This window comes from Denitromonas iodatirespirans (genome assembly GCF_018524365.1).
GTDB lineage: Bacteria > Pseudomonadota > Gammaproteobacteria > Burkholderiales > Rhodocyclaceae > Nitrogeniibacter > Nitrogeniibacter iodatirespirans.
Genome location: NZ_JAEKFT010000018.1, coordinates 72572 through 97539 on the forward strand (window position 1 = coordinate 72572; position 24968 = coordinate 97539).

A 24968-nucleotide genomic window follows, 5' to 3' on the forward strand; every position below is an offset into this window, starting at 1 on the left:
ATGCACGACATCCAATCCCGGCTGAGGCAACTGCAAGAAACTCTGCCCGCGCTGCGCCTGTATGCGCTGGTCGATGGCGTTCAGTATCAAAGCCACCAGTGCAAGCGGCTCCAGACCGACAGCGGTTTGTTTTCCCTGTTCGCCGACACGGCTGACGCGACACTCGCGCACGCCGGCCCCTGGCTGATCGATGTGGCGAGCGTCGATGAAGCATTCATTGCCGAACTGGCCACGCTCGAACGCGAGGCGCCCGCGGTGTCCTGGCTCATCGCCCCGCAAGACCTCGATGGGCTCGGGCAACTGCTGCAACTGCACCTCGACATGCAGCTGCCGGACGGTCGCAGCGCTCTGCTGCGCTTCTGGGACCCGCGCGTGCTGGTCACGCTGGCCCAAACGCTCGATCCCGCACAGCGCGAAACCTTCTTCGGCCATATCCACGAATGGCATCTGCTGCACGAGGGGCAGCGCGTCTGGATCGGGAGGCATCATGCTGACGCTCAGTAACGCGCAATGGCAGGCGTTGCAACAGGCAGAGGCACGCCAGTTCGTGGCCGCCGTCTGCGACGAGTTCCTGGCCGACCGATCCGAGATGCGCGAGCAGCCCGGCCGTGAGGCGATGCTGACGCGGATGCAGGACGCCTACGACTACGCCACCCGCACAGGTCTCACCAGCACCTCACACATCGTGCGGCTGATGGTCCTGTCGGCGGACGCGCCGCAGATCCATGACACCCCATTTGTAGATGCCTACCTGCGCAAGCCCGGCGCGACACCGGAACAACGGCTCGACGATCTCGACGCCATCATCAACCACAAACTCAAAGGAGCGACCTGATGGCATCCCTCGCCATTCCTACCATCGAAGCCGTTGCCCTGCGCGTGCTGGCGGCCCTGGGCGTCGGGGTCGCCACCGGCGCGGCCGACCAGGCCGCCAGGGAACAAGCGCGCAAACGGCAGGAGGCGGCAGAAAAAGCCAAGTCCGCCCCCATCTCCCGCACCGAGGCCCCGACCGGCGAGCGCAAGAAGTGTGCGATGTGCCCACCGGATTGCGGGACGGAGTTCGAGCGTACATTCCCGGTACGGAAAGATTGGGTGGACTACCAGGCGCGTATCGGCGGCATGCCAAACGGGCCGAACTTCATCATGGAGTGGGAGTTCAATGGAGTAAAGTTCGACGGCTTCGTGTCCGCCGAATGCATGCTCAAGGAGGCCAAGGGAGGATATGACAGGTTCTTCGATGAGTGGGGCGAAGTGTTCGATTGGTGGCGGCACAACATCAATGAAATGATGAGGGAGATGGGGCGACAGAGCCTCGCGGCTACCCCAAGGCCACCTGTTCAATTGGAATGGCTCTGGCAAGAGCCAGTCAGCTACCGCTATTTTTCAAAAATCCTCGGGCCGATCGCGCCCGACGTGCCGCATCACTACTTCCCATGAAAAAGATACGTCCTCTCAGCATCCGGTTTCGAGCGCAGTTCAAGATCGATCTGGAACACCCTCCGACCCTCGAAGATGATCTGGCGGCCCTGTTTCGACTGCGGCAGCATCTGAGTCAGTTCTCACCGAAGTTGTCAGAGTGGTTTCTCGGTGGGAACACCAAAGAGGAGGCTTTTCTCTATTCAGCGTTCGATGAGAATGGGCCCACGACAGCACTGATGGCCGTGCTCAAGGAGAAGATTCGGCAGGAGAAAGATATGCTCCCCCCCATGCGCAGCGTCGGACTTTGGAACGGCGAGGAACAGGTTGAGGGCGCCTCGATGGGTTTGTTTTTTCGGCAGACAAAAGAACCCAGCCAAGTTGACTTCGGAACACGCTTGCGAGACTTCCTCACCTACCCCAACGTTTTGAGCACGACACGGAAGATGACGGAGATCTGGCAGCCGCTCTTTGTTTCGGTCGAGCCTGTTTTTTACGATCCGGTCTTCAAGGACCGCCCCGGCGTCGGCTGGATGCTCTACCTCCCTCGCGTTCTGACGGTTCAACAAGTGCCGGAGGCCCGCGCCCTCGTGCCCGTGCTGAGCCAGGACGAGAGCGGTAAAGAGCGGCAGACCGGCACCATCATCGTCAGCGTCACCGACGAACCGTTCTCTGACCAAAACCCCGAGCACGTCAAGATCGCCAACGCCATCGAAATCCGGCTGGTCGATCAGGATTTGCTACCTCGCTTTGCTGATCTGTAGTGGCGGTGCTGAATTCGTGTCATATCCAAGCGGTGGGCTGATGGACTGTCCGGTTTAAGGAAAAAGACGTGATGTTATCGGATGAAACTGGCGTTTGACGCGTCCACGGTCGGGGTTGAGAATTGGCAGCACGACTGACAAAACTGGCAGCCCGACATGGCCCATGACCCCCGCCCGCTCACCGAGCTCAAGTCCTACCTCGAGACGCTGCCCGAGCCGCACATCCTGTTCGACCGCGACTACCGCATCCTCGCCGCCAACGCGGCCTACCGGCGCGTCAACGACGCGACCCACAGCGTCATCGGCCGCACCTGCTACGAGGTCTCGCATCACTACACGGTCCCCTGCGATCAGGCCGGGGAGAGCTGCCCGCTGGCGCGCAGCCTCGAATCCGGCCAGCGCGAGCGGGTGCTGCACCTGCATCACACGCCCAAGGGCGAGGCCTATGTGAACATCGAGCTGTCGCCGGTGCGCGAGGCGGGCGGCGAGGTGGCCTTCTTCGTCGAGAAGATGGAGCCGCTCAAGGTAGCGCGCGGCCTCTCGGATAGGGCCGGCCTGGTCGGCCGGGCGCCGCGCTTCCAGGCCATGCTGGGGCTGCTGGCGCGGGTGGCGCCCTCGGACGCCACGGTGCTGCTGCAGGGCGAATCGGGCACCGGCAAGGAGCTGGTGGCCAATGCGCTGCATGAAGCCAGCCGCCGCGCCGAGCGCCCCTTCATCGCCGTCGATTGCTCCGGCCTGCCCGAAACCCTGTTCGAGAGCGAGCTGTTCGGCCACGAGCGCGGCGCCTTCACCGGTGCCACCGCACGCAAGCCGGGGCTGGTCGAAGTGGCCAGTGGCGGGACGCTGTTTCTCGACGAGGTCGGCGACATCCCGCTCGGCATGCAGGTCAAGCTGCTGCGCCTGCTCGAGACCGGCACCTACCGCCGCGTGGGCGCCACGGAGCTGCGCAGTGCCGACATCCGCGTGGTGTCGGCCACGCACCGGCCGCTGCGCGAGATGGTCGACGAGGGCCGCTTCCGGCAGGATCTGTACTACCGGCTCAACACCTTCCCGATCGAAGTGCCGGCGCTGCGCGAGCGCGCCGAAGACATCCCGCTGCTGGCCACCTCCATGCTGGCGCGGGTGGCACCGGCGCGCACGCTGCGCCTGACCCCCGCCGCCCTGCGCTGCCTGGGCGCCTACGACTTCCCCGGCAATGTGCGCGAGCTGCGCAACATCCTCGAGCGCGCCAGCCTGATGTGCGATGGCGAAGAGATCGATGTCGAACACCTGCCGCCCGAGCTCCATGACAGTGGGCCGCGCCGCGCCGGTCGCGCCGCGGCGGCCGAGGCCGAGCGCGACGACGATCTGGCCGGCATGGAGCGGCGCGCCCTGCAGGCGGCGCTGGCCGAACACCGCGGCAACCGGCGGCAATTGGCGGCACGGTTGGGCGTATCCGAGCGCACCTTGTACCGCAAGCTGAAAGCCCACGGGTTGGCGGGCAGGGTGACGGCCGACGGGGCGGATTGACTGCCGGAAGTGGCAGGGTGGCAGCCCGATGGCTGCCATCGTCTGCCGCCAATGGCGGTTCCCCGGGGCGGGCGTCTGTCGTGCCTAGTCCAATAAACGGCGTCGAATCAAGCGCTTGTCGCGCTGTTGGCGAACTGGCACGGGACTTGAATAGGGATGCTCAGGCAAGCCCCGGCACTCAACCGTGCCGAATTGGCTCTACACGAGTCGCCAATATGGATCTCCCCTGACCCCGGGGTGCGGATTCCGGTGCCGGGGTGCGCCACTTTCACCGACGGATGCCCACGCCCATGACCGATACCCTCGCCGATCGTCGTCGACTGCTGATCGCCACCACCGCCGCCGGCGCTGCCGCCACGGCAGGCGTGGCGGTGCCGCTGGTGGCCAGCCTGACCCCGTCGGAACGTGCCCGCGCGGCCGGCGCGCCGGTCGAGGTCGACATCGGCAAGCTGCCGCCGGGCGAGATGATGGTGGTCGAATGGCGCGGCAAACCGGTGTGGATCCTGCACCACACCGAGGCCATGCTCGCCAGCCTGACGACGAACGAGGCCGACCTGGTCGACCCCGAGTCCCGCCACCCGATGCAGCCGGCCTATGCGCAGAACCGCCACCGTTCGATCGATCCGCGCTATCGAGTACGCCGCCCCATAAGTTTCGCTATGTTCGACGCGCCCCGCATCGCCGATTGCTTTGTCGCTCATCCTCGCCATAGCTACGGCTATGGCTGCGGTTCGCTTCGCGCACTCGGCGCGCGGATGCGCGTCTCTGCATGTACGCAAACTTATGGGGCGGCGTACTAGTGGCGGTGGGCATCTGCACGCATCTGGGCTGCTCGCCGAGCGAGAAGTTCGGCAGCGGCGCGGCCAGCGGTCTGGGCGCCGACTGGCCGGGCGGCTTTCTGTGCCCCTGCCATGGCTCGACCTTCGATCTGGCCGGCCGGGTGTATCGCAACAAGCCCGCGCCGGACAACCTCGAAGTGCCGCCGCATCGCTACCTGAGCGAGACGCGGCTGCTGATCGGCGCCGACGACACGGCCTGAGCCGGCCGCGCCGTGAGGCTCAATACACGTCGCGCCGGTAACGGCCCTGGTCGGCCAGCGTGTCGAGTGCCGCGCGGCCGATGAGCGCTTCGAGCGCGGCGTCGACGCCCGGCGCCATGCCCTCGGCGCTGCCGCACACCATGATCGTGGCGCCGCGCGCGAGCCAGGCCTGCAGCGCCTCGCCGGATTCGGCCAGGCGGTGCTGCACGTAGCGCGTCTGGCCACCGTCGCGCGAAAACACCGTATCGACACGCTCGAGCACGCCGGTTTCCCGCCAGGCGCGGATCTGCGCCGCGAAGTGGAAATCGTGGGCCGCGCTGCGTTCGCCGAAGATCAGCCATGCCCCGGCGCCGCCATGGCGGGCGCGCTGGTGCAGATGGGCGCGCAGGCCGGCGATGCCGGTGCCGTTGCCAATCAGGATCAGCGGCGTGTCGGTGGCCGGCGCATGGAAGGCCGGGTTGCGGCGGATGCGCAGCTCGACCGTCTCGCCGAGCGCTGCCTGCGCGGTGAGCCGGCCGGAGCCGGCGCCCAGTCGACCGTCGGGGTGGCGCACCTGGCGCACCACCAGCTGCAGGCTGCCGTCCTCGCGGATCGAGGCGATGGTGTAGCTGCGCGGCGTCTCCCCGGCGACACGCAGCTCGGCGATGTCGCCGGCCTGCCAGTCGGGCAGCGCGCCGTCGGCAGGCCTCAGTTCGAGATGAAACACCGGCAGGCCGAGGCTGCCCGGGTTGAGTTCGTGCCGCGCCGCGAGGCGCCAGGGGGCGAAGGGCACATCGTCCGGCAGGGCCTGCACCGGGCCGCCAGTGAGCGCGGCCAGCCGGTGCTGCCAGGCGTCGAGTGCGGCGGCATCCTCGCCGTCGACTTCCACCGGGGCGAACAGGGCATGTGCGCCGCGCCCTTGCAGCCAGCCGACCAGCTCGTGGGCAAAGCCGCAAAAGCGGGCGAATTGTCGGTCGCCCAGGGCGAGCAGGCCGTAGCGCAGGCCGGAGAGGTCCGCTTGCGTGTCGCCGCCGAGCACACGGCGGGCGAAGCCGCGTGCGCTGTCGGGCGGCTCGCCGTCGCCGAAGGTGGCCACCGCGAACAGGGCGCGTCCGTAGCCCGCCAGCTTGGCCCCGTCGAGCGCGGCCAGCGTGCTCACCGTGACCGAGATGCCGGCCGCGCGCAGTTGCGCCGCGCTGTGCCAGGCCAGGCGCTCGGCGGTGCCGCTTTGCGAGGCGTAGGCGACCAGCACCGGTGCGGTCGTCGTGCCCGCCGGTAGGGCGCCCGCGTCGCGCTGCGCGGCGCGGCGCGCGCGCTGCTTGCGCCGCCGGTCGAGGTAGAGCAGCCAGCCGGTGACGGCGAACAGCGGCATCGCCAGGCTGGCCAGCATCACCAGGAGGCGGCCGGGCAGGCCGAACCAGGCGCCGGTGTGCAGCGGCAGCATGCTGCCCAGCATGCGCTCGGCCAGCGGCTTGTCGGCGTAGTGTTCGGTACCGTCGATGCGGCCGTCGGAGCGCAGGCGCAGGGTGTTGCGGGCGCGGTCATGGGGGGCGTCCGGGCGCAGCCAGACGAACTCTGCCCGATCGCCCGTCAGGCGCAAGGTGGCCTCGCGCCAGGGGCCGGCGGCGGCCTCGGCACGCTGCCAGGTGGCGGCCAGATCGATGTCGGCGGGGGCTTCGGCGGCCGGGCGGTCGCGGCGCGGCGGCTCGACGCCGGCGGCCGCGAACAGCAGGTCGCGGTACCAACCGTAGGACCAGTACAAGCCGGTGAGCGCGGTGAGCAGGTAGAACAACAGCGCCCAGGTGCCGGCCGCCGCGTGCAGATCCCAGAGCAGACTGCGCCCGCGCAGGCGTGGGTTGAAAGTGAGCCAGGCGCGCCAGTCGCCGACCCGGCGCGGCCAGCGCAGGTAGAGGCCGGAGAGGGTGAGCACCAGCAGCGCCAGCGTGGAGGCGCCCACCACCTGTTTGCCGGCGTCGTCGGCGAGCAGGCGGCGGTGCAGGTCGACGACGGTGCGGAAGAATTCGCGCCCGGCCGGCTCGGCGAGCAGCTCGCCGCTGTAGGGGTCGAGGTAGCGTGTCGGGCCGCGCCGCCGGCCACCGCGGCCGGGGGCGTCTTCGTCGGTTGCGGTGTAGGTGACGCGCGCCGGCGCGCTCGGGTCGGCGGCGCGGGTGAGGGCGGTGATGCGCCGGCCCGGCATGCGGGCTTCGGCCGCCGCGCCCAGCGCCTCGAGTGATAGCGGCGCGCGGCCGGCAGCCTCGATGCGCAGCACGCCGGGGTTGATCAGGCGCAGGATCTCGTCCTCGAAAGAGATCAACGCGCCGCTCGCGCCGACCACGGCGAGCACCACCCCGGCGCTGATGCCGAGCAGCCAGTGGAGCTGGAACCAGACGATGCGCAGCATGGGGGGCAGTCCGTCAGACCTCCGCCCATAGGCGGATGAGGTTGTGGTAGTGGCTGGTGAGTGCGACCACCGGCGCTTGGTCGCCGATCGAGGCGCGCAGCGCCTGGATGTTGCGGTCGAGGTCGAACAGCATGCTGCGCTTCCAGTCGTCGCGCACCATGCTCTGGCTCCAGAAGAAACAGCTCACGCGGGCTCCGCGGGTGACTGGCTCGACACGGTGCAGGCTGGTCGAGGGGTAGAGGATCATGTCGCCGGCCGGCAGCTTGGCGCGGTGGGTGCCGTAGGTGTCTTCGACCACCAGCTCGCCGCCGCCGTAGTCGTCCGGCTCGGTGAGAAACAGGGTGCAGGAGACATCGCTGCGCACCGGGTGCTGGCCGCCCTCCATGCCCATCAGCGCGTTGTCCACATGGTTGCCGTAGGTGCCGCCGTCGGCATAGCGGTTGAACAGCGGCGGGTAGCTCTTGAGCGGCAGCGCGGCGCAGAGGAAGAGCGGGCTGCGCGCCAGCGCGCCGCGCACGAGGCTGCGCAGCCGGCCCATGGCGGGTGCGTCCTCGGGCAGATGTGCGTTGCGCTTGATGCGCACTGCCTGGCCGCCGGCGGTGGCGGCGCCGTCCATCCAGGGGGCGTCGGCGAGCAGGGCGCGGCACTCGGCCAGTTCGTCGCGGGTGAGCACTTCGGGGACGTGGAGCATCATGGGGCGGGACTCTTTCGGTGGGTGGAGCGCCGTTCGCCGGGCGGGGTGAAGCCTGCCCGGCGGACGGCGGCGGGTCAGAACATGAGGCTCGCGGTCAGCTGCGCCGAGAGCGGCGTGCCCGGCGTGTAGCGCCGACCGTTGTTGTTGAGCGTGGCGATGTATTCCTTGTCGAACAGGTTGTACACGTTCAGCTGCAGGTTGAGATTCTTGTTCACGCGGTAGCTGGCCATGGCGTCGAACACCCAATAGTCGGGGATCTCCGGCATGTTGGTGGTGTCGGCGTTGCTATTGGGGGAGACGTCGCGCCGCTGCGTGCCGACATAGCGCCCGCCACCGCCGATGGTGATGTTGTGCGGCAGCTGGTAAGTGGTCCATAGCGTGGCGGCCACCTTGGGGGTCCAGCGCACGCCGGCGCCGTCGTCGCGGCTCTCGGAAGTGCCGTTGCCCTCGAGCAGCTTGGCGTCCATGGTGGTCAGCCCGGCGCTGATCTGCCAGCGGCGGGTGAGCTGGCCGACCACCCCCAGCTCGACGCCCTGCACGCGCTGCTTGCCCACTTGCACCACACTGGTGGGGTCGAGCGGATCGGTGCGTGCGAGCAGGTTCTTGGTGTCGCTGCGGTACAGCGCCGCGGTCAAGGCCAGACGGCGGTCCATCAGTTCCCACTTGGTCCCCAGCTCGATGTTGGTCGCCTCTTGCGGGTCGAGCTCGGCGCTGTTGATGTTCACGTTGCCGCTCGAGTTGGCGGTGTTGGCGCGCAGCTGGAAGTCGTCGCTGCCGGGCGGCTTCTCGGCGTTGGCGTAGGCCACGTAGATGCTGCCGTTGGCGGCCGGCTTGTAGAGCAGGCCGAGCTTCCAGCTGGTCAGCGTGCCGGACTTGTCGAAGGCGTCGGTCGGGTCGGTCGGGTCGGCCGGATCGAAGCTGTACTCGGCGTCGTAGCGCTCGAGGCGCAAGCCGGCGGTCAGGTCCCAGCGCTCGGTCAGGCCGATGGTGTCGAAGGCGTAGGCGGCCACGGTGTCGATCTGGCCCTTGGCGCGGCCGGCGAATTCGAGCGCGGGGAAGGCGGCGTTGGGGTCGGGGTTGTACAGATTGCCGTCGACGGTGTCGGCGGTGAAGTCGCGGGTGTTGATCTTTTCGCGGATCAGCTCGATGCCGGCGGTCAGGTCGTGGCTGACGCTGCCGGTGACGAAGCTGCTGCGCAGATTGGTCTGGTTGGTGAGGATGGTGTTTTCGTCGAAGTCGTCCTGGCGGCGCAGTTGCACGGTCCAGTTGGCCGGGTCGGCAGCGGTCACGTCCAGCGTGTTGGGCGCGTTGAGCGCCGAGGAGCTCTTGAGCCGGCCCCAGCGCGTCAGGTTGCTGATCGTGGTGCGCTCGCCCAGGTCGTGTTCGATGCGCGCGGTGAGCATGTCGGCATAGACATGCTGGTAGTCGTCCTTGTCGCCGTAGAAGTTGTCCGAATCGACCTCTGCGGGCGAGACGCCTGCCTGCGCGCCGCCGACGTCGAACTCGGCGTCATAGAAGCCATCCAGCCCGATGGTCGGCACGCCGCCGTCGGGGCGGTTGTGCTGCTCGATGTGCTGGTAGTAGAAGTAGGTGCGCGTCGGCGTGCCGAGACCGAAGGCGATCGACGGTGCGAAGCCGAAGCTCTCGTTGCTCACCTTGTCGCGGCCGGGGACGCCGCCGTCTTCCTTCATCAGGTTCAGGCGCAGCGCGGTGCCGGCGATGCCGAGGTCGAGCTGGCGGTTGATGTCCACGGTGAGGCGTTTCTTGTCGCCACTGGCGAGGCTCAGCGCGCCGCCGGTGAAATTGTCGGCCAGCGGCAGCTTGGTGGCCATGTTCACATAGCCGGCGCCCGCGCCGCGGCCGATGTCGGCGCCCGCGGGGCCCTTGATCACTTCGACCTGTTCGGTGTTGAAGGTGTCGCGCGTCACCGCGCCCAGATCGCGCACGCCGTCGACGAGGATCGCCCCCTGGGTATCGGAGCCGCGCATGAAGATCGAGTCGCCCAGGCTGGTGCGCCCGCCCTCGCCGAGTTGCAGCGTCACCCCCGGCGTGTTGCGCAGCGCTTCGGACAGCGAGGCGACGCCTTGTTCCTGCAGAATCTCTTTCTTGATGACGGTGACGGTCTGCGGGGTATCGACCAGCGGTTGCGTGAACTTGGGCGACGAGACGGTCTCGGCCTTGTAGGTCGCTTCGGTCTGACCGGTGACCTTGACTGTCGGCAGCGTGGCGTCGGCCAGCGCCAGGCCGGGCACGGACAGGCTCAACAGGGTGAGGGCGGCGCTGGGAATGAGGCGCGGCTGCTGGGCAGGCGCGTGCTTGTGGCTCTCGATGTGGGCCATCGGGTTCTCTCCGGGGATTGGGAAGGGGTTGGCTGGCTTCCCGCGCCGGATCTCGATGGCTGGGTGGCTGACTGGATGATTAAATTTGCGGTTGCGAATGATAGTGGTTCGCATTCGCGATGGTCAAGCATTATCGGCGGACGGCGGACGGCGGACGGCGGACGGCGGGCCGCCGCCATCGGGCGCAGGTATCGAGGGCGGCGCGTGGACGGACGCGAGCGCCCGTCACCGGTTCTCGCGCCGGGGACTCAGTCCATGGTGCGGCGGAAGGTCTTGATGCCGACCGCCAGCACCGCCAGGATGAAGGCGCCGATTGGCCAGATCTGCCCCCACAGCATGTCCAGCCCGACCCCCTTGAGCATGACGCCGCGCACCATGATCAGGAAGTGGGTCAGCGGCAGCAGGTTGCCGATCGCCTGCGCCCACTCAGGCATGCCGCGGAAGGGGAACATGAAGCCCGACAGCAGGATCGAGGGCAGGAAGAAGAAAAAGGTCAGCTGCATGGCCTGCAGCTGGTTGCGCGCGATCGAGCTGAAGGTGATGCCGAGCGTGAGATTGGCGCAGATGAACAGCAGCACCAGCGCGTAGAGCAACCACAGGCTGCCGAGCATCGGCACCTCAAAGATCCAGCGCGCGGCGAGCAGCACCAGCGTGACCTGGATCAGGCCGATGAGGATGTAGGGCACGATCTTGCCGGTCATCACCTCGAAGGCGGTGGCCGGGGTGGACAGCAGATTTTCGAAGGTGCCGCGCTCGCGCTCGCGGGTCATCGCCAGGCCGGTCATCAGCACCATGGTCATGGTCAGGATCACGCCGAGCAGGCCGGGCACGATGTTGTAGGCGGTGCGGTTTTCGGGGTTGTAGCGGCGGTGGACGCGCAGATCGATCAGCTGCGGATCGGCGCCGGGGGTGCGCATCGCGCCGGGCAGGTCGGGGGCGAACACCGAGCGGCCGAGCTTGTTGAGCACCGAGATCGCCCCGCCGGCGGCGACCGGATCGGTGGCGTCGGCCTCGACCAGCAGCTGCGGCTTGAGGCCGCGCACCAGGTCGCGGTTGAAGTCGCGCGGGAAGGTGACGACGAACTGAACCGCGCCGCGCGCCAGCAGTTCGGTGGCCTCAGCGTCGGCGCGCACGCTGCCGACGATGCGAAAGTAGTCGCTGTTTTCCATGGCCGCCACCCAGGCGCGCGAGAAGGGGCCGGTGTCATGCATCACCACCGCGGTCGGCAGGTGCTTGGGATCGGTGTTGATGGCGAAGCCGAACAGCATCAGCTGCAGCAGCGGGATGCCGATGATCATGCCGAAGGTGAGCCGGTCGCGGCGCAGCTGGATGAACTCCTTGACGATGATGCCCAGCCAGCGGGAGAGGGAGAATCCGTTCATGCGTCGGGGTCCGGCGCGTCGCGCATGAGGTGGATGAAGGCGTCTTCGAGCGAGGGCTCGACCGGCTCGGCGTCCAGTTCGCGCTTGGCGCAGAAGTCTTTCAGACCGGCGGCCAGGCCGTCGGCGTCCTGCCCGCTGACATGCAGGCGGGCGCCGAAGCTGGCCACCTGATCGACACCGTCGAGGGCGCGCAGCGCGTCGGCCAGGCCGGGCGCGTCGCCGCCGTCGATGGCCCAGGTGTGCAGGTGCTGGCCGGCGATGATCTCGTCGCCGGTGCCCGAGGCCAGCATCTGCCCGTAGGCCAGGTAGGCCAGGCGGTGGCAGCGCTCGGCCTCGTCCATGTAGTGGGTGGAGACCAGCACCGTGATGCCGTCGGCCGACAGGCGGTGGATCTCTTCCCAGAAGTCGCGCCGCGCCTTGGGGTCTACGCCGGCCGTGGGTTCGTCGAGCAGCAGCAGGCGTGGCTCATGCAGTAGGCAGGCGGCCAGCGCCAGGCGCTGTTTCCAACCGCCCGAAAGCGTGCCGGCGAGCTGGTCGCGCCGACCTTCCAGACCGAGGTCGGCCAAGGCGCGGGTGACTGCTTCGCGCCGCCCGCGCATGCCGAACATGCGCGCCACGAAGTCGAGGTTTTCGGCGATGGTGAGGTCTTCCCACAGCGAAAAGCGCTGCGTCATGTAGCCCACCTGGCGCTTGATCTCGCGCGATTGGCGCATCACGTCCAGCCCCAGGCAGGTGCCTTCGCCGCTGTCGGGGGTGAGCAGGCCGCAGATCATGCGGATCGAGGTGGTCTTGCCGCTGCCGTTGGGGCCGAGAAAGCCGAAGATCTCGCCCGGGCGCACCTGCAGGGCCAGGTCGCGCACCACATGGTGGGTGCCGAAATGCTTGTTGAGGCCGCGCACATCGATGGCCAGCTCAGCCACGGCGCACGCTCCCGGCCACCACGTCCACCGGCTGGCCGGGGCGCAGGCGGGGGGCCACTTCGGGTGCCGGCACGGCCTCGACACGGAACACCAGTTGGGCGCGCATCTTCTCGCTGTAGATCACTGGCGGGGTGTATTCGGCCTCGCGGGCGATGAAGTCGATGCGGGCACGGAAGGCCTCGCCGCAGCCGTCGCAGCGCACCTCGACGCTGTCGCCGGGCTGCAGCCCGGGCAGCGCCGCCTGCGGCACGAAGAAGCGCACGCGGCGCTTGTCGTCGGGCAGCAGGCTGGCCACCGGCTGGCCGGCGCCGACCCATTCGCCGGGCTGGAAATAGGTGTCGGCCACCTCGCCGGCGGTCGGTGCGTCAACCTGCTTGTGCGCGACCAGCCAGGCCTGACGCGCCGCCTCGGCGGCGGCGGCCTGCTGCTCCGCTTCGGCGCCGGCGATCTCGGCGTCGCGGCCGAGGCTGTCGCGATAGTTGGCCAGCTGCTGGCGGGCGGCATCGAGCGCGGCCGCATCGCGGCGGCGGGCGGCGATCGCCTCGTCCAGCGCCGCCTGGGCCACGAAACCGCGCCCGGCCAGCGCCTGCTGCTGCGCCAGACGGCTTTGCGACAGCGCCAGCGCACTGGCCGCGGCGCGCACCTGCGCTTCGAGCGCGGCGATTTCGGTTTGCCGGCGCGGGGTCTGCAGATTGGTGCTGCGGGCGCGGGCGGCCTCGACCCGGGCCCGGGCGGCGGCCAGCGATTGGCTGTCGGGGTCGGCGGCGATGTCGAACACCGGTGCGCCGGCCGCCACCCGGCTGCCGCGCGGCTGGTCGAGGCGCGCCAGGTAGCCGGCCTGCGGCGCGGCGAGGTAGAGGAATTCGCCTTCGACATAGCCGTGCCAGAGCGTCTCCGGTGGCGCGGAACAGGCGCCGGCGAGCAGGGCGCCAAGCAGCAGGGTGGAGAGCGTGCGCAGTGTCATGAGGCAGGCCTTTGCGCGCCATTAGCGGTGAGCAGGCGCATCAGTTCGTGGGTGCCGGTGGCGATGTCGGCGGCCGAGACCTCGCTCTGGCGGGCGTGATGCATCACCGACAGGCCGACCACGGCGGCATGGACGAGCAGCACCTGGGGCGGCGTGGCGTCCAGGCCGCGGCGCTCAAGCAGGGCGGCGATGCCCTGGCGGATGCGCAGGATCATCGCTTCGAGCGAGGCATGCAGCGCCGGTTCGCTGTCGGCCGCGACGATCAGCCCGAGCATGACGCGCACCGGCGCCTGTTGCGGAATCAGCTGGCCGAGCTGGTCGCCCAGCGCCGCCGGCGGCGCGCTGCCGGCACGGCCCAGCTCGGCCAGCACATGCTCGACGGCTGCCTCGGCCACCGCCAGCAGCAGGGCGTTGCGGGTCGGGAAATAGTAGGTCAGGTGGCTTTGCGTGAGCCCGGCGGCTTTCGCCACGCGCGGCTGGGTCAAGGCGGCGATGCCTTGTGTCTGCAGCAGATCGACGCCAGCGTCGAGGATGCGGGCTCGGGGACTCATGAGGGGCATCCGGTATGAATTTGGTAAAGCTACCAAATCGAGGTGCGAGAGACAAGCAGGCCTCGACGCCGGCGGCCGATGCGCAGGGAGTCGGGCGGTGGGGGGCTTCAGCCTGCCAGGGGGGGCGCGATGGCCGTGCACGCAGCGGTGCATGCCAGGGCAGAGTGATGTCGAACCGCGGGCGACGCCCTGTGCCGCCGGACCGCGTGTCAGGCAGCGATCCAGGTTTTGGCTTCGGCCAGCGCCTCGCCGAGGAAGATCTTGACGGGGCAGGGAATCGCAAACCCGAACATGCGCGTCATGTTGGCGATCCAGGTGTGATCGGTGACGACGGCGATTTTCTCCCAGGCGCGAAAGTGGGCGATGCCGACCTTTATGTCGTCCCACATCGCAGCGGCCGTGAAGCCGGTGAATTGCGGGCCCACTTCATACAGGAGTCGAATCTGGTCGTGCTTCTCGTGCGCGGCATCGATCGCCGGGATGAGAACGGTTTCATAGTCGGCGGCATCCACTTGGCCGGATGCGGAAACGCCGACGACATTGTCGGGAAGGTCTGGTATTCGTTCGATCATGAGCATTCTCCCTACGAGGTGAATGGTGGCCACGGCGGTCATGGCCGGCTCAAGCATCCTTGGCGTTCTCGCCCGCCTGTTGGGCGGCATGATGCGCCACGGCAAAAGCTTTGCTTTCGTCGCCACCGTATTGCTCACAGGCGTTGTTGAATGCTTTGAGGAAGGCTTTCTTCTGGTGCTGCGTATATTTTTGGACCTGCTCGTCGGGCAGGTCGCTGATCGATGAATAGGGCATGGCCTGTCTCCTCGGCGCTCGGGCGCCGGTCATGGTCCAGGATGTGTGCCGGGCCGATGGCCCTTGCCCGGCATGTGCTTCGCACTTGCTGCGGACGGTCGCTTCTGCGGGGCGCAGCGTCGAACTGGCGGGGCCCTGCGGGGGGATCTCCCTGCCGCTCGGGGCCTTTTCAAAGAGGGATCGGATCCGCGTGCCGGAAGTTCCCGCCATGACGCCTGTCGGGGATATCGCGCGCCGCGAGGCGGGCGCTCTACGTCTTGGTGCCGCCGCAACGACACGCGCGGATCATGGCGTCTGGGCTTCCGGGCGGTGCGGTGCGGCAGTGGCGCGCCAGCGCTGGCGCCAGACATCGGCCGGTTCGGGTTTGCCGAACATGTAGCCTTGCAGCTGATCGCAGCGGTGGGTGGCCAGGAAGTGGCGCTGGCCTTCCGTTTCGACGCCTTCGGCCACCACCTTCAGGCCCAGGCTGTGCGCCAGCGCCAGGGTGGCGGCGCTGATGGCGGCGTCGTTGGGATCGGTTTCGATGTCGCGCACGAAACTGCGGTCGAGCTTGAGCGTCTGGATCGGCAGGCGCTTGAGATAGGCCAGCGAGGAGTAGCCGGTGCCGAAATCGTCGATCGCCAGCCGGACGCCGATGCTGCGCAGGGCATGCAGTTGCGCGATGGCGTGTTCGGGGTTGGCCATGGCGGTGCTCTCGGTGATCTCCAGTTCCAGATCGCCGGGGCCGAGCCCGTGGCGTGTCAGCGCCGTGCTCACCTGGTCGTGCAAGGCGGCGGCGCGCAGTTGGCAGGCCGACAGGTTAACGGCCATGCGGGCGATCCGGATGCCCTCGGCGCGCCACTGCGCCAGCTGGCCGCAGGCTTCGTCGAGCACCCAGGCGCCGATGGCTTCGATCATGCCGGTTTCTTCGGCGACCGGGATGAAGGCCATCGGCGGGACCAGCCCGCGTGCCGGATGCTGCCAGCGGATCAGCGCTTCGACGGCGGTCAGCTGGCCGCTGTGGGTGTCGACCTGCGGTTGGTAGTGCAGCACGAATTGCTGCGCCTCGAGTGCGGCGCGCAGTTCGGTCTCGAGCGCCATGCGCTCGGCCGCGGCGGTGTTCATGGCCGGGGTGAAGAACTGCACGTTGTTCCGGCCTTGTTCCTTGGCGTGGTACATCGCCGTGTCGGCGTTCTTCATCAGGGTGTCGGTGTCGGAGCCGTCGTCGGGGAACACGGCGACGCCGATGCTCGGGCTCGAATGCATCGGCGTGCCGTCGAGCGGGTAGGGGCGGGCGAGCGATTCGCGGATGTCGCGCGCGACCGTCAGCGCGTCGGCCGCGGCGCTCATGGCGGTGGTGACGACGACGAATTCGTCGCCGCCCAGCCGCGCCACGATGTCGCTCTCGCGCACACACTGGCGCAGCCGCTGGGCGACCTGCTGCAGCAGGCGGTCGCCCACATGGTGGCCGAGCGTGTCGTTGATCAGCTTGAAGCGATCCATGTCGATGAACATGACGGCAAGGTGGTGCTTTTCGCGCCGCGACATGTGGATGGCTTGCTTGAGGCGGCTCTCCAGGCTGTAGCGGTTGATCAGGCCGGTGAGGTCGTCATGGTGGGCGAGGTACTGGATGCGCTCTTCGGCGGCTTTGCGATCGCTGATGTCGGTGAAGCTGGCCATGTAGTGCGTCAGCTCGCCGCCGTCGTTTCGGATCACCGAGATCGCCGCCCATTTGGGGTAGGTGCTGCCGTCCTTGCGCCGATCGATCAGTTCGCCTTGCCAGAAGCCGGTGTCCTGCAGCGCGGCCCACATGCCGCGATACACCTCGGCCGGCGTGGCGCCGGAGGCGAGGATCTTCGGGTCGCGGTCGATGACCTCGTCGAGCTGGTAGCCGGTCAGCGCGGTGAAGGCCGGGTTGACGCTGACGATGCGGTTGTGGGTGTCGGTGATGACGATCGCCTCGCCGGCGCGCTCGAAGATGTTGGCATGCAGGCGCAGGCTTTGTTCGGTGCGTTTGCGCTCGGTCACGTCCTGGATCAGGGCGATGCGTTCGGGCTGCTCCTGGGTCTGGATCCGCTCGGTCCACATCACCGCATCGATGATGCGGCCGTCGCTGGTGCGATGCTGATACTCGCCGGACATGCGGCCGGTCGGGGTGTTGCTCAAGGCGGCGATCAGGCGCGGGACGTCGCGCACCGGATGCAGGTCGATCAGCCGCATCTGCTGGAACTGCTCGCGGCTGAACCCGTAGTGGGCGATGGCGGCGTCGTTGACGTCGATGAAGCGCAGCGAGTTCTCGTCGAACAGCCACATCGGTTGCGGGCTGTTGGCGAACAGCAGGCGGTAGCGCGCTTCGCTGTGGCGCACCGCCGCCTCGACCCGGTGCCGTTCGGTAATGTCGCGCACGAAGCCGAACAGCCGGCCACCGGCGATCGGCCAGTGGCTGACGGTGATTTCGACCGGCACGCGGGTGCCGTCCTTGCGCCGGTACTCGGTCGCGATCAGGCCGCCGCCCCCGCCGGTGACGATGTCGTGGATCTGGAGCAGCGCCTCTTCGGGCGATTTGTCGGCCTCCAGATCGGCCATGCGCAGCGCGAGCAGCTCGGCACGTGAATAGCCCAGCAGGCGTTCGCAGGCGCGGTTGGCATCGACGATGCGGCCGCTCATGTCGAGGGCCCAGAAGGCGTCCGGCGAGGTGGCGGTGACGGCGCGGAATTCCGCTTCGCGCTGGGCGATGTTGACCTGCATGGCGGTGAAGGCCCGGCCCAGCCCGCTCAGCTCGCTGTCGGCCAGATCGGGCAGGGGCGTGTCGTAGCGACCGCGTGCCATGGCCTCGCCGGCGCGGGCCAGTTGCTCCAGCGGGCTGAAGGCGCGCCGGATCGTCCACACCAGCAAGGCGGCGATGAGGAGGGCGCCGAACACCACGCCGGCCGCCAGGGTGGCTTCGGAGTGCGCCGCGCCCTCGGTGACGACACGCTCGGGCAGGGTGTAGAACAGGGTCAGGTAGCGTTCCGGGTGCAGCGGATCGTAGTGGATGCGGCGGGCGATGCCCCAGGCCGGCCCGTCGCGGCCGTCGAAGGCGACCACCGTCGGCCGCTGCGCGGCCTTGTCGGTAGCCTGCGCCAGTTGCGGGAATTGCGCAAACCAGGTGGCCCCGGGGTCGGCTTCGGCCGGCGTGCGGGGCAGGCCCGGGGCATGCAGGTAGTGGCCGGCTTCGTCGGCCAGATAGGCGCTGACCTGGTCGGGCAGGTTGTCGAGGATGGCGCTCGTCAGCGGTTCGAAGGCGACATCGACGACGACGATGCCGAAGGTGTCGCCCGCTGGCGTGATGACCGGCGTGGCGGTCCGGAACGTCGCCTCGGCGGGCGTCCCGCCGGCGATGGCCGCGTGCGTGAGCGGCGACACCGAGACTTCGCCGACGCCGGCCGCAGTGGTTTGGTGGATGAAGCCGGCGTCGCGATCGGTCATCAGGGCGTTGCTGGGGATGATGATGACGGCGGCCCCCCGCCGTTCGACGCGGATCAACTCACGGTATGGCGTGTCGGCGCTGACCAGGCGGATCCGGAGATAGTTGGGATTGCTGGCCGCGTAGCGCGAGAAGATCTGTTCCAGGCGCTGGTGCCAGTGGGTGAGGGCGCTGTCGCCAAGCGGGTCGCTGGCGTCGTTCTTCAGGGCGCGAGCCAGGCCCGATATCGCCGGCACATCGGCCAGGAAGGCGGTCGAGCGGCGGGCGTCGTCGATTCTGCTGCGCAAGGTGCCGCCGTTGTACTCGATGACCTTGCCCAGCGCAGCATGATGACCGCCGACGAGTTGGGTGCGCTGGTCGGCGGCCATATGCTGGACCAGGCCGAGCGATACCAACAAGATCAGCGTGACGGCGCCGACGGCGACTCGCATGCTCAGCGGCATGCGGCGGAGGTTCAAGCGTCGGGCCATGGCGAGCGCGGGCCTGGCGAGGGGCGGCCACTCGCCATGCATCTCACAGCGGCCACGTCAGTACCACGCCGAGACTGCGGCCATCCTGCGCCAGCCGGTGCTGGACATGGTCGAGCGATGCGGGTTCGGAATAGCGGCGGTCGAGCAGGTTGAACAGGCTGGCGCGCAGGGTGGCGCCGCCCGGCAGGTGGCGACTGAGCAGGCTCAGGTTGACCAGGGTGCGCCCGCCGGTATGGCCGCCTTCGAGGGTGTCGCGCCGGCTTTCGTATTGCACCTCGAGGCCGGACTGCAGGCGCGGCGTCCAGTAGGCCAGCCAGTTGGCCTTGAGCATGTGGCGCGGCACGTTGGTGAGCGCCTTGCCGGTGCCGTCGTCGACGCTGCGCTGCCAGGTGTAGCTCAGGCCGAGGCGGTCGCCGTTGGCGCGGGCCAGCTCGGCTTCGAGCTCGATGCCGTGTGCCGTGGCCTGCGCGACGTTGCGGAAGCTGACGGTGTCGTCGTTCGGGTCGGTCACGCTGTCGATCAGGTCGCTGATGCGGTAGCGGAAAGCCGAGCCGGACAGGCGCAGCCCGTCGGTCTGGTATTCGTACACGGCTTCGAGCGTGCGGATGGTTTCAGCCGAGAGGTCGGGGTTGGCGACATTGAAGCCGTCGATCGCGTAGTAGCGCTCGTAGGCCGTCGGCGCGCGGCTGGCACTGCCATACAGCAGTTTGAGCGTGGTGCTGTCGCTGAGCAGATGGATCAAGCCCAGGCGGGGGTGGGCGGTGATGTTGCCGGTCCATTGGCGGTCCCAGCGCATGCCGAGATTGAGTTGCCAGCGCGGAGCGAAGCGGAATTCGTCTTCGGCGAAGAAGCCCCAGTGGCGGCCTTGGCGCCGATCTTGCAGGTAGCTCTGGTAGGGATCGAGGTCGACGTTGCTCTGCTCGATACGCCGGTCGTAGAAGACTTCACCCCAGACACGCAGGGTGTGCCGGTCGATGGCCTGGCTGATCCAGCTCGCTTCGAGGCCGATCTGCTCGCCCAGACCGCGGTCTTCGGTGAGCGTGACCGGCGGGTAGTCGTAGGGATAGTGGCCGGTGTAGTCGTAGCGGCTGTAGCTGGCCCGGATGTTGGCCGAGGAGTCGTCGGACAGGCGGAGGGTGCGCGCCGCCGAGACCATCAGGTAGTCGTCTTCGGTGCGGCTGCGCCGGTCGTTGAACTGCTGCTGGAACGAGCCGGTCGGCACGCCCTTGTCGCGCTGGCTGGCGATCAGCTGCAGGTGCCACTGGTCGAGCAGCAACTTGGCGAACAGCCTGTTGCGTGCCTCGCTGTCCAGGCCTTCGGCGCGCCCGTGATTGGTCGATGGGGCGTCGAATTCGGGGTAGTAGTGGTTGGCGCCGCTGCTGCGCACGCGGCTGGCCGACAGCATCAGGCGGGCGGATGGGGCGAGCAGCCGGTCGAGCGTGACCTGCAGGCCGGCCCGCCCGTTGTTGCCGGCCTCGACGCGGATCTGCTGGCTGTCGGTCGGGACCGGATCGCGGGTGACGATGTTGATCAGGCCGAGCAGGGCATTGTTGCCATAGGCGGAGGAGCCGGGCCCGGGCAGGAATTCGACCCGCTTGATCAGCGAGATGTCCACCGGAAAGTCGCTGCCGATCGACCCCTGGTTATAAACCGGGTCGGCCAGGCGCATGCCATCGATCAGGATCATCACCCGGGTGTTGTAGTCGCCCGGTCGTGCAAAGCCGCGGGTGCCCAGGTAGTGGTAGTTGCGATCGTAGGTGGTGAACAGGCCGCGCATGCTGCGCAGCACATCGGCCAGGGTGCGATAGCCGTAGGCTTCGATGTCTTCGGCGGTGACGATGGTGACCCGTGTGGGGGCGTGAATCCGTTTCTGCGGAAAGCGGCCGGCATCGACAGCGGTCTCGATCTGGATCAGCGTGTCGATGTCGGCGTCGAGCAATTGCTCCGGCGAGAGCGCGGCCGCCGATGCCGACGGGGCGGCAAGACTCAGCCAGATCACCCCGATGGTTTGGCAGCACAGGCGCACTGCGCCCTGGATCGGAGTATGGCGGGATCGAGGCATGGGGCAGGGGCTTGGTCGAGTGGGGGCGTTGTCTCGATCGGCCCATCCGTGGACGGGGGCGTCGGGACGTCGCGTTCAGGTTCCGAATTGCGCTGTCCACATAGCGGCGGGGGGCGCGGAAACTTGAGGTTCGTCGGCCCGTGTTCGGGCCAGGAAAGAAGAAGGGCGACCCAGTGACGGGTCGCCCTCGGATGCAACGGGTCGGCGCGTGTTTACGCGGCGGCCTTGGTTTCACCCTTGATGAAGAAGCTGGTGATGTAGATCACGAGACCGATCAGGAACACCACCCCGGCCCATTCACGCATCCAGTAGAACAGGCTGATCTGGTCCTGGGCGGCCATGAACGAGATCGGCGTGTCGCTGAAGCGCTGCAGCCACACTTGCAGGATGCCGGCGGCGGTGAGGAACAGCGTGATGAAGACCATCGACACCGTCATCAGCCAGAAGCTCCACATTTCCAGCACCTGGGCCTTGTTGCTGTTGGCCGCACGACCGCGCAGGATCGGCATGGCGTAGCTGATGATGCACAGCACGACCATGGCGTAGGCACCGTAGAAGGCCATGTGACCGTGAGCCGCGGTGATCTGCGTGCCGTGGGTGAAGTAGTTCACCGGAGCCAGGGTGTGCAGGAAGCCCCACACGCCGGCGCCGAGGAAGGACATCACACCGGTACCGAGGGCCCACAGGGTGGCGGCCTTGTTCGGATGGTCGCGGCGACGACGGTTGACCATGTTGAAGGCGAAGACGGTCATGGCGAAGAAGGGGATCGGCTCCAGGGCGGAGAAGATCGAACCCCACCACTGCCAGTACTCCGGCGTACCGATCCAGAAGTAGTGGTGACCCGTCCCGATGATGCCGGTGATCAGCGTCAGCGTGATGATGACGTACAGCCACTTCTCGATCACTTCGCGGTCGACACCCGTCACCTTGATCAGCACGAACGCCAGCAGCGCGCCGAGGATCAGTTCCCACACGCCTTCCACCCAGAGGTGAACCACCCACCACCAGTAGAACTTGTCCAGCACCAGGTTGTGCGGGTTGTAGAAGGAGAACAGGAAGAAGATCGCCAGACCCCACAAACCCAGCATGAGCACCAGGCTGATGGCGGTCTTGCGACCCTTCAGCATGGTCATGGTGAGGTTGAAGAGGAAGGCGAGTGCAACGATGACGATACCGACCTTGGTGATCAGTGGTTGCTCCAGGAACTCGCGTCCCATGGTGGCCAGCAGGTCGTTGCCGGTCAGCTCGGCCAGCTTGGCGTAGGGCAGTGCCAGATAGCCGACGATGGTCAGCGCCCCGGCGACCAGGAAGATCCAGAACATGGCAATGGCCAGTTTTGGCGAGAACAGCTCGGTCTCGGTTTCTTCCGGGATCATGTAATAGGCAGCGCCCATGAAGCCGAACAGCAGCCACACGATCAGCAGGTTGGTGTGCACCATCCGTGCAATGTTGAACGGAATGTAGGGGAACAGGAAATCACCGACCACATACTGCAGGCCCATGATCAGGCCGAACAGGATCTGTCCGGTAAAGAGCGCGATGGCCGCAATGAAATACGGCTTCGCGACGGCCTGGGATTTGTATTGCATGTTAAATCTCCTCAGATTTCGTCAGATAGCCGTGATCAGCCTTCGATGTTGGGCGGCCAGTTGGCGGTGTTGATCTCGGAGCTGTACTTCAGGAATTCCACGAGATCGTCCAACTCCTTGTCGGTGAAGCCGAAGTTCGGCATCTGGCGACGTCCGGGAGCGCCAGTCGGCTGCGACTGGATCCAGGCCTTGATGAACTCCGGGCCGCGGCGGGGATACACGTTGCCCAGCTCCGGTGCAAAGTAGGCGCCTTCGCCCAGCAGCGTATGACAGCCGATGCAGTTATTGACTTCCCACAGCTTCTTGCCATTGATCACTGCTTCGGTCAGGTTGGCGCGGTTATCCCGCTTTGGAACCTCCTTCATGGTGTCGAAGGTCAGCGCGAGAAACAGGAGGGCGAAGAACACCGTACCCCCGTAAAAGATGTTTCGCGCCATGGATTTGGTAAATGTACCGCTCATGGAGCCTCCCCATTGGATATCGCTGTACAGCACAGCTTGGGGCGCATGGTGCGCGTCCGTCCGCGCGACGGCATTGATGCGAGTCAACTCGGCGAGGGATAAGCGCTCCATGAAATTCCCCTGAAACCCTTGTGGTTATTGGGTTTTGGAGAATCCTGGCGCTTCGGGCAGCGCATCGGGCGATGCGTGTGTCGTGGTGGGGCGAAGGTCGAACCGAAAAACAAACGGCCCGCAAAGGCGGGCCGCTGGCGTGATACGGCGTGCCGGTTCAGGTGCTGATGTCGCCGGCGATATAGCTAGACAATTGCTGGATGGTGGCCTCGTGCTCGGCGATGACCGATTTGACCACGTCACCGATGGTGACGATGCCGCAGATCCTGCCGTGATCGACCACCGGCAGATGGCGGAAGCGGTTCTGAGTCATGATCGACATCACCTCGTCGATGGTGTGGGACGGGGTGATGGTGCACACGTTCGGCGTCATCAGATCCTTGATGCGGCTGTCCTTGGACGACAAGCCCTTGAGGGCAACCTTGCGGGCGTAGTCCCGCTCGGTAAAGATCCCCACCATCTGTTCGCCCTGGAGCACCAGCACGGCACCGATGTCGCGCTCGGCCATCAGGGCCAGCGCTTCGATGACGGTGGCGTCCGGCGTGACGGCATGGGTGACGGCGCCTTTTTGTTCAAGCACCTGTTGCACGGTGGTGGTCATCGTCTGTTCTCCCTCCTGAATTGGCGTGATGCTGACGGTATGGCGTGGCAGCTCGTCCGGCCGCCGGCCGTCCACAGCCGCTAGCTTGTTACGAAGCCGGCAAACACGCAAGTGCCGAGGTGGGTTCAGGCGGAGAGGGAGGCGGTCTTCGACACCAGTTCGCTCGCCGCTTCGACCACCTGGGCGGCGACCGCTTCGGCTTCGGTGGGGTCGAGATCGCGGTAGCGCTGCGCGCCGACGCCGAGGCGGGTCATGACCAGATGGCGATCGGGTGCGATGCCCTGGTTCGTCAGGCATTGCCGGGCGCAGGCCAAATGGCAGCCGTCCAGCACCAGGATCGGACGCCCCGAGCGGGCGAGCTGCAGCAGGTGGGAGATGCCTGCGCCGACCCCTACCACGCAGGACATCTCGGCCAAGCCGAGGCGGTCGAGCTTGAGCGCCAGGTAGTTGGTCATCTGCGCGGCGGTGGTGCAGCCCGAGCAGGCGTAGACCAGCGGTCGATCAGGATGGCAGACGCGGAGCATGGCATGAATTCCGGATCAGGCAGCTCGATGAGCCGACACCCCGGATGGTGCCCGAATCCGTGCTCGGGATCGCTGACTCAGGTCAACCGTGGGCGATCAGATTTCCAGGTTGTCGATCAGGCGCGTGCTGCCGAGGCGCGCGGCGGCCAGCACCACCAGGGCATCGGACGGCGTTTGCGGCGACTGCAGATCGCTCTGGCGACGCACGGCGACATAGTCCGGCTGCCAGCGATGCGTGGCCAGCTCGCCCATCGCCGCCCGTTCGAGCGCATCGAAGTTGCGTTCGCCGGCGCGGATCGCATCGCGGATACGGCACAGGCAGCGGTACAGGCGGGCGGCCTCTTCGCGCTCGCTGGTCGACAGATAGCGGTTGCGGGAGGACAGTGCCAAGCCATCGTCGGCGCGCACGGTCTCGCCGGGCAGCACCTCGACCGGAATCGCCAGTTGGGCGACCATGTTCCGCAGCACCATCAATTGCTGGTAGTCCTTCTTGCCGAAGAGGGCCACATCGGGCTGGACGATGTTGAGCAGCTTGAGCACCACGGTGGCGACACCGCGGAAGTGGCCGGGGCGGAAGGCGCCTTCGAGCGTGGCGACCTGGATCGGGTCGGGGTCCACATGGTAGGTCTGGCGCACCGGATACATGGCGCTTTCGGTGGGCGTGAACAGGTGGGCCACGCCGGCCGCCTCGAGCTTTTCGCAATCGGCCTCGAGGGTGCGCGGATACTTCTCGAAGTCTTCGTTCGGGCCGAACTGCAGGCGGTTGACGAAAATGCTGGCGATCACCGCGTCGGCGCGTTCGCCGGCCTGGCGCATGAGGGTGATGTGGCCTTCATGAAGATTGCCCATGGTCGGCACGAGGGCAACCCGGCCGGCGGCACGGCGGGCCGCGCGCAGGCTGTCGATGGTGGTGTGAATCTGCATGCGAAGTCCTGAGAGC

At 67.4% G+C, this 24968-nt stretch carries 22 protein-coding genes and 1 pseudogene; 7 read left to right on the top strand and 16 right to left on the bottom strand.

What is annotated here, in order from left to right; translation table 11 throughout:
• The 7 genes and pseudogenes from I8J34_RS15605 to I8J34_RS15635 all read left to right on the top strand — a co-directional run.
• The gene (locus I8J34_RS15605; RefSeq protein WP_214362552.1) at positions 1-504 is read left to right on the top strand and encodes a DUF4123 domain-containing protein; all 504 of its coding nucleotides are present in this window, start codon (positions 1-3) and stop codon (positions 502-504) included.
• Complete coding sequence (locus I8J34_RS15610; RefSeq protein WP_214362553.1) at positions 488-835, top strand: hypothetical protein; 348 nt, start codon at positions 488-490, stop codon at positions 833-835. Before I8J34_RS15605 ends, I8J34_RS15610 begins: the two co-directional genes overlap by 17 nt.
• A complete protein-coding gene (locus I8J34_RS15615; RefSeq protein WP_214362554.1) occupies positions 835-1437 on the top strand; it encodes a restriction endonuclease fold toxin 5 domain-containing protein in 603 nt (200 codons plus the stop codon). The genes I8J34_RS15610 and I8J34_RS15615 overlap by 1 nt, the downstream gene beginning before the upstream one ends.
• Positions 1434-2180, top strand: coding sequence for an immunity 52 family protein (locus I8J34_RS15620; RefSeq protein ID WP_214362555.1), 747 nt, complete (start codon positions 1434-1436; stop codon positions 2178-2180). Before I8J34_RS15615 ends, I8J34_RS15620 begins: the two co-directional genes overlap by 4 nt.
• A gap of 156 nt (positions 2181-2336) precedes the next feature.
• Positions 2337-3689 (top strand): sigma-54 interaction domain-containing protein, encoded by a 1353-nt coding sequence (locus tag I8J34_RS15625; protein ID WP_214362556.1) that lies wholly within the window; start codon positions 2337-2339, stop codon positions 3687-3689.
• A 290-nt stretch (positions 3690-3979) separates the two neighbouring features.
• Positions 3980-4489, top strand: coding sequence for a ubiquinol-cytochrome c reductase iron-sulfur subunit (gene petA / locus I8J34_RS15630; protein WP_214362557.1), 510 nt, complete (start codon positions 3980-3982; stop codon positions 4487-4489).
• Positions 4486-4728, top strand: a pseudogene (locus I8J34_RS15635) (Rieske 2Fe-2S domain-containing protein); the annotation flags it as partial. The gene petA and the pseudogene I8J34_RS15635, both read left to right, overlap by 4 nt.
• Positions 4729-4747: 19 nt before the next feature.
• On the opposite strand, the gene I8J34_RS15640 reads toward I8J34_RS15635, so the two are convergent.
• The 16 genes from I8J34_RS15640 to panC form a co-directional block, all read right to left on the bottom strand.
• Positions 4748-7108, bottom strand: coding sequence for a PepSY domain-containing protein (locus I8J34_RS15640; protein WP_214362559.1), 2361 nt, complete (start codon positions 7106-7108; stop codon positions 4748-4750).
• A 13-nt stretch (positions 7109-7121) separates the two neighbouring features.
• Positions 7122-7802 carry a Fe2+-dependent dioxygenase gene (locus I8J34_RS15645; RefSeq protein WP_214362560.1) on the bottom strand — a complete coding sequence of 227 codons (681 nt, stop codon included), beginning with the start codon at positions 7800-7802 and terminating at the stop codon, positions 7122-7124.
• A 74-nt stretch (positions 7803-7876) separates the two neighbouring features.
• Positions 7877-10141 (bottom strand): catecholate siderophore receptor Fiu, encoded by a 2265-nt coding sequence (locus I8J34_RS15650; protein WP_214362561.1) that lies wholly within the window; start codon positions 10139-10141, stop codon positions 7877-7879.
• A 248-nt stretch (positions 10142-10389) separates the two neighbouring features.
• On the bottom strand, positions 10390-11523 hold the full coding sequence (locus I8J34_RS15655; protein WP_214362562.1) for an ABC transporter permease: 1134 nt from the start codon (positions 11521-11523) through the stop codon (positions 10390-10392).
• Positions 11520-12443, bottom strand: coding sequence for an ABC transporter ATP-binding protein (locus I8J34_RS15660; RefSeq protein WP_214362563.1), 924 nt, complete (start codon positions 12441-12443; stop codon positions 11520-11522). The genes I8J34_RS15655 and I8J34_RS15660 overlap by 4 nt, the downstream gene beginning before the upstream one ends.
• A complete protein-coding gene (locus I8J34_RS15665; RefSeq protein ID WP_214362564.1) occupies positions 12436-13407 on the bottom strand; it encodes an HlyD family secretion protein in 972 nt (323 codons plus the stop codon). Before I8J34_RS15665 ends, I8J34_RS15660 begins: the two co-directional genes overlap by 8 nt.
• Entirely contained in the window at positions 13404-13958 is a 555-nt protein-coding gene (locus tag I8J34_RS15670) for a TetR/AcrR family transcriptional regulator (RefSeq protein ID WP_214362565.1), read from the bottom strand. The genes I8J34_RS15665 and I8J34_RS15670 overlap by 4 nt, the downstream gene beginning before the upstream one ends.
• A 209-nt stretch (positions 13959-14167) precedes the next feature.
• A complete protein-coding gene (locus tag I8J34_RS15675; RefSeq protein WP_214362566.1) occupies positions 14168-14572 on the bottom strand; it encodes a SpoIIAA family protein in 405 nt (134 codons plus the stop codon).
• 7 nt (positions 14573-14579) lie between these two features.
• Positions 14580-14765 (bottom strand): ChaB family protein, encoded by a 186-nt coding sequence (locus I8J34_RS15680; RefSeq protein WP_214362567.1) that lies wholly within the window; start codon positions 14763-14765, stop codon positions 14580-14582.
• 285 nt (positions 14766-15050) lie between these two features.
• Positions 15051-18680 (bottom strand): bifunctional diguanylate cyclase/phosphodiesterase, encoded by a 3630-nt coding sequence (locus I8J34_RS15685; protein ID WP_214362568.1) that lies wholly within the window; start codon positions 18678-18680, stop codon positions 15051-15053.
• A gap of 43 nt (positions 18681-18723) precedes the next feature.
• A complete protein-coding gene (locus I8J34_RS15690) occupies positions 18724-20742 on the bottom strand; it encodes a TonB-dependent receptor plug domain-containing protein (protein WP_214362569.1) in 2019 nt (672 codons plus the stop codon).
• Between the two features lie 212 nt (positions 20743-20954).
• Complete coding sequence (locus I8J34_RS15695) at positions 20955-22331, bottom strand: cbb3-type cytochrome c oxidase subunit I (protein WP_214362570.1); 1377 nt, start codon at positions 22329-22331, stop codon at positions 20955-20957.
• A gap of 35 nt (positions 22332-22366) precedes the next feature.
• Positions 22367-22792: a c-type cytochrome gene (locus I8J34_RS15700; protein WP_214362587.1), complete on the bottom strand. Its 426-nt coding sequence runs from the start codon at positions 22790-22792 to the stop codon at positions 22367-22369.
• A 268-nt stretch (positions 22793-23060) separates the two neighbouring features.
• Positions 23061-23504, bottom strand: coding sequence for a CBS domain-containing protein (locus I8J34_RS15705; protein WP_214362571.1), 444 nt, complete (start codon positions 23502-23504; stop codon positions 23061-23063).
• Positions 23505-23629: 125 nt separating this feature from the next.
• Entirely contained in the window at positions 23630-24028 is a 399-nt protein-coding gene (locus I8J34_RS15710; protein WP_214362572.1) for a putative zinc-binding protein, read from the bottom strand.
• Positions 24029-24124: 96 nt separating this feature from the next.
• Entirely contained in the window at positions 24125-24952 is an 828-nt protein-coding gene (gene panC / locus I8J34_RS15715; protein WP_214362573.1) for a pantoate--beta-alanine ligase, read from the bottom strand.
• Between the last annotated feature and the right edge of the window lie 16 nt (positions 24953-24968).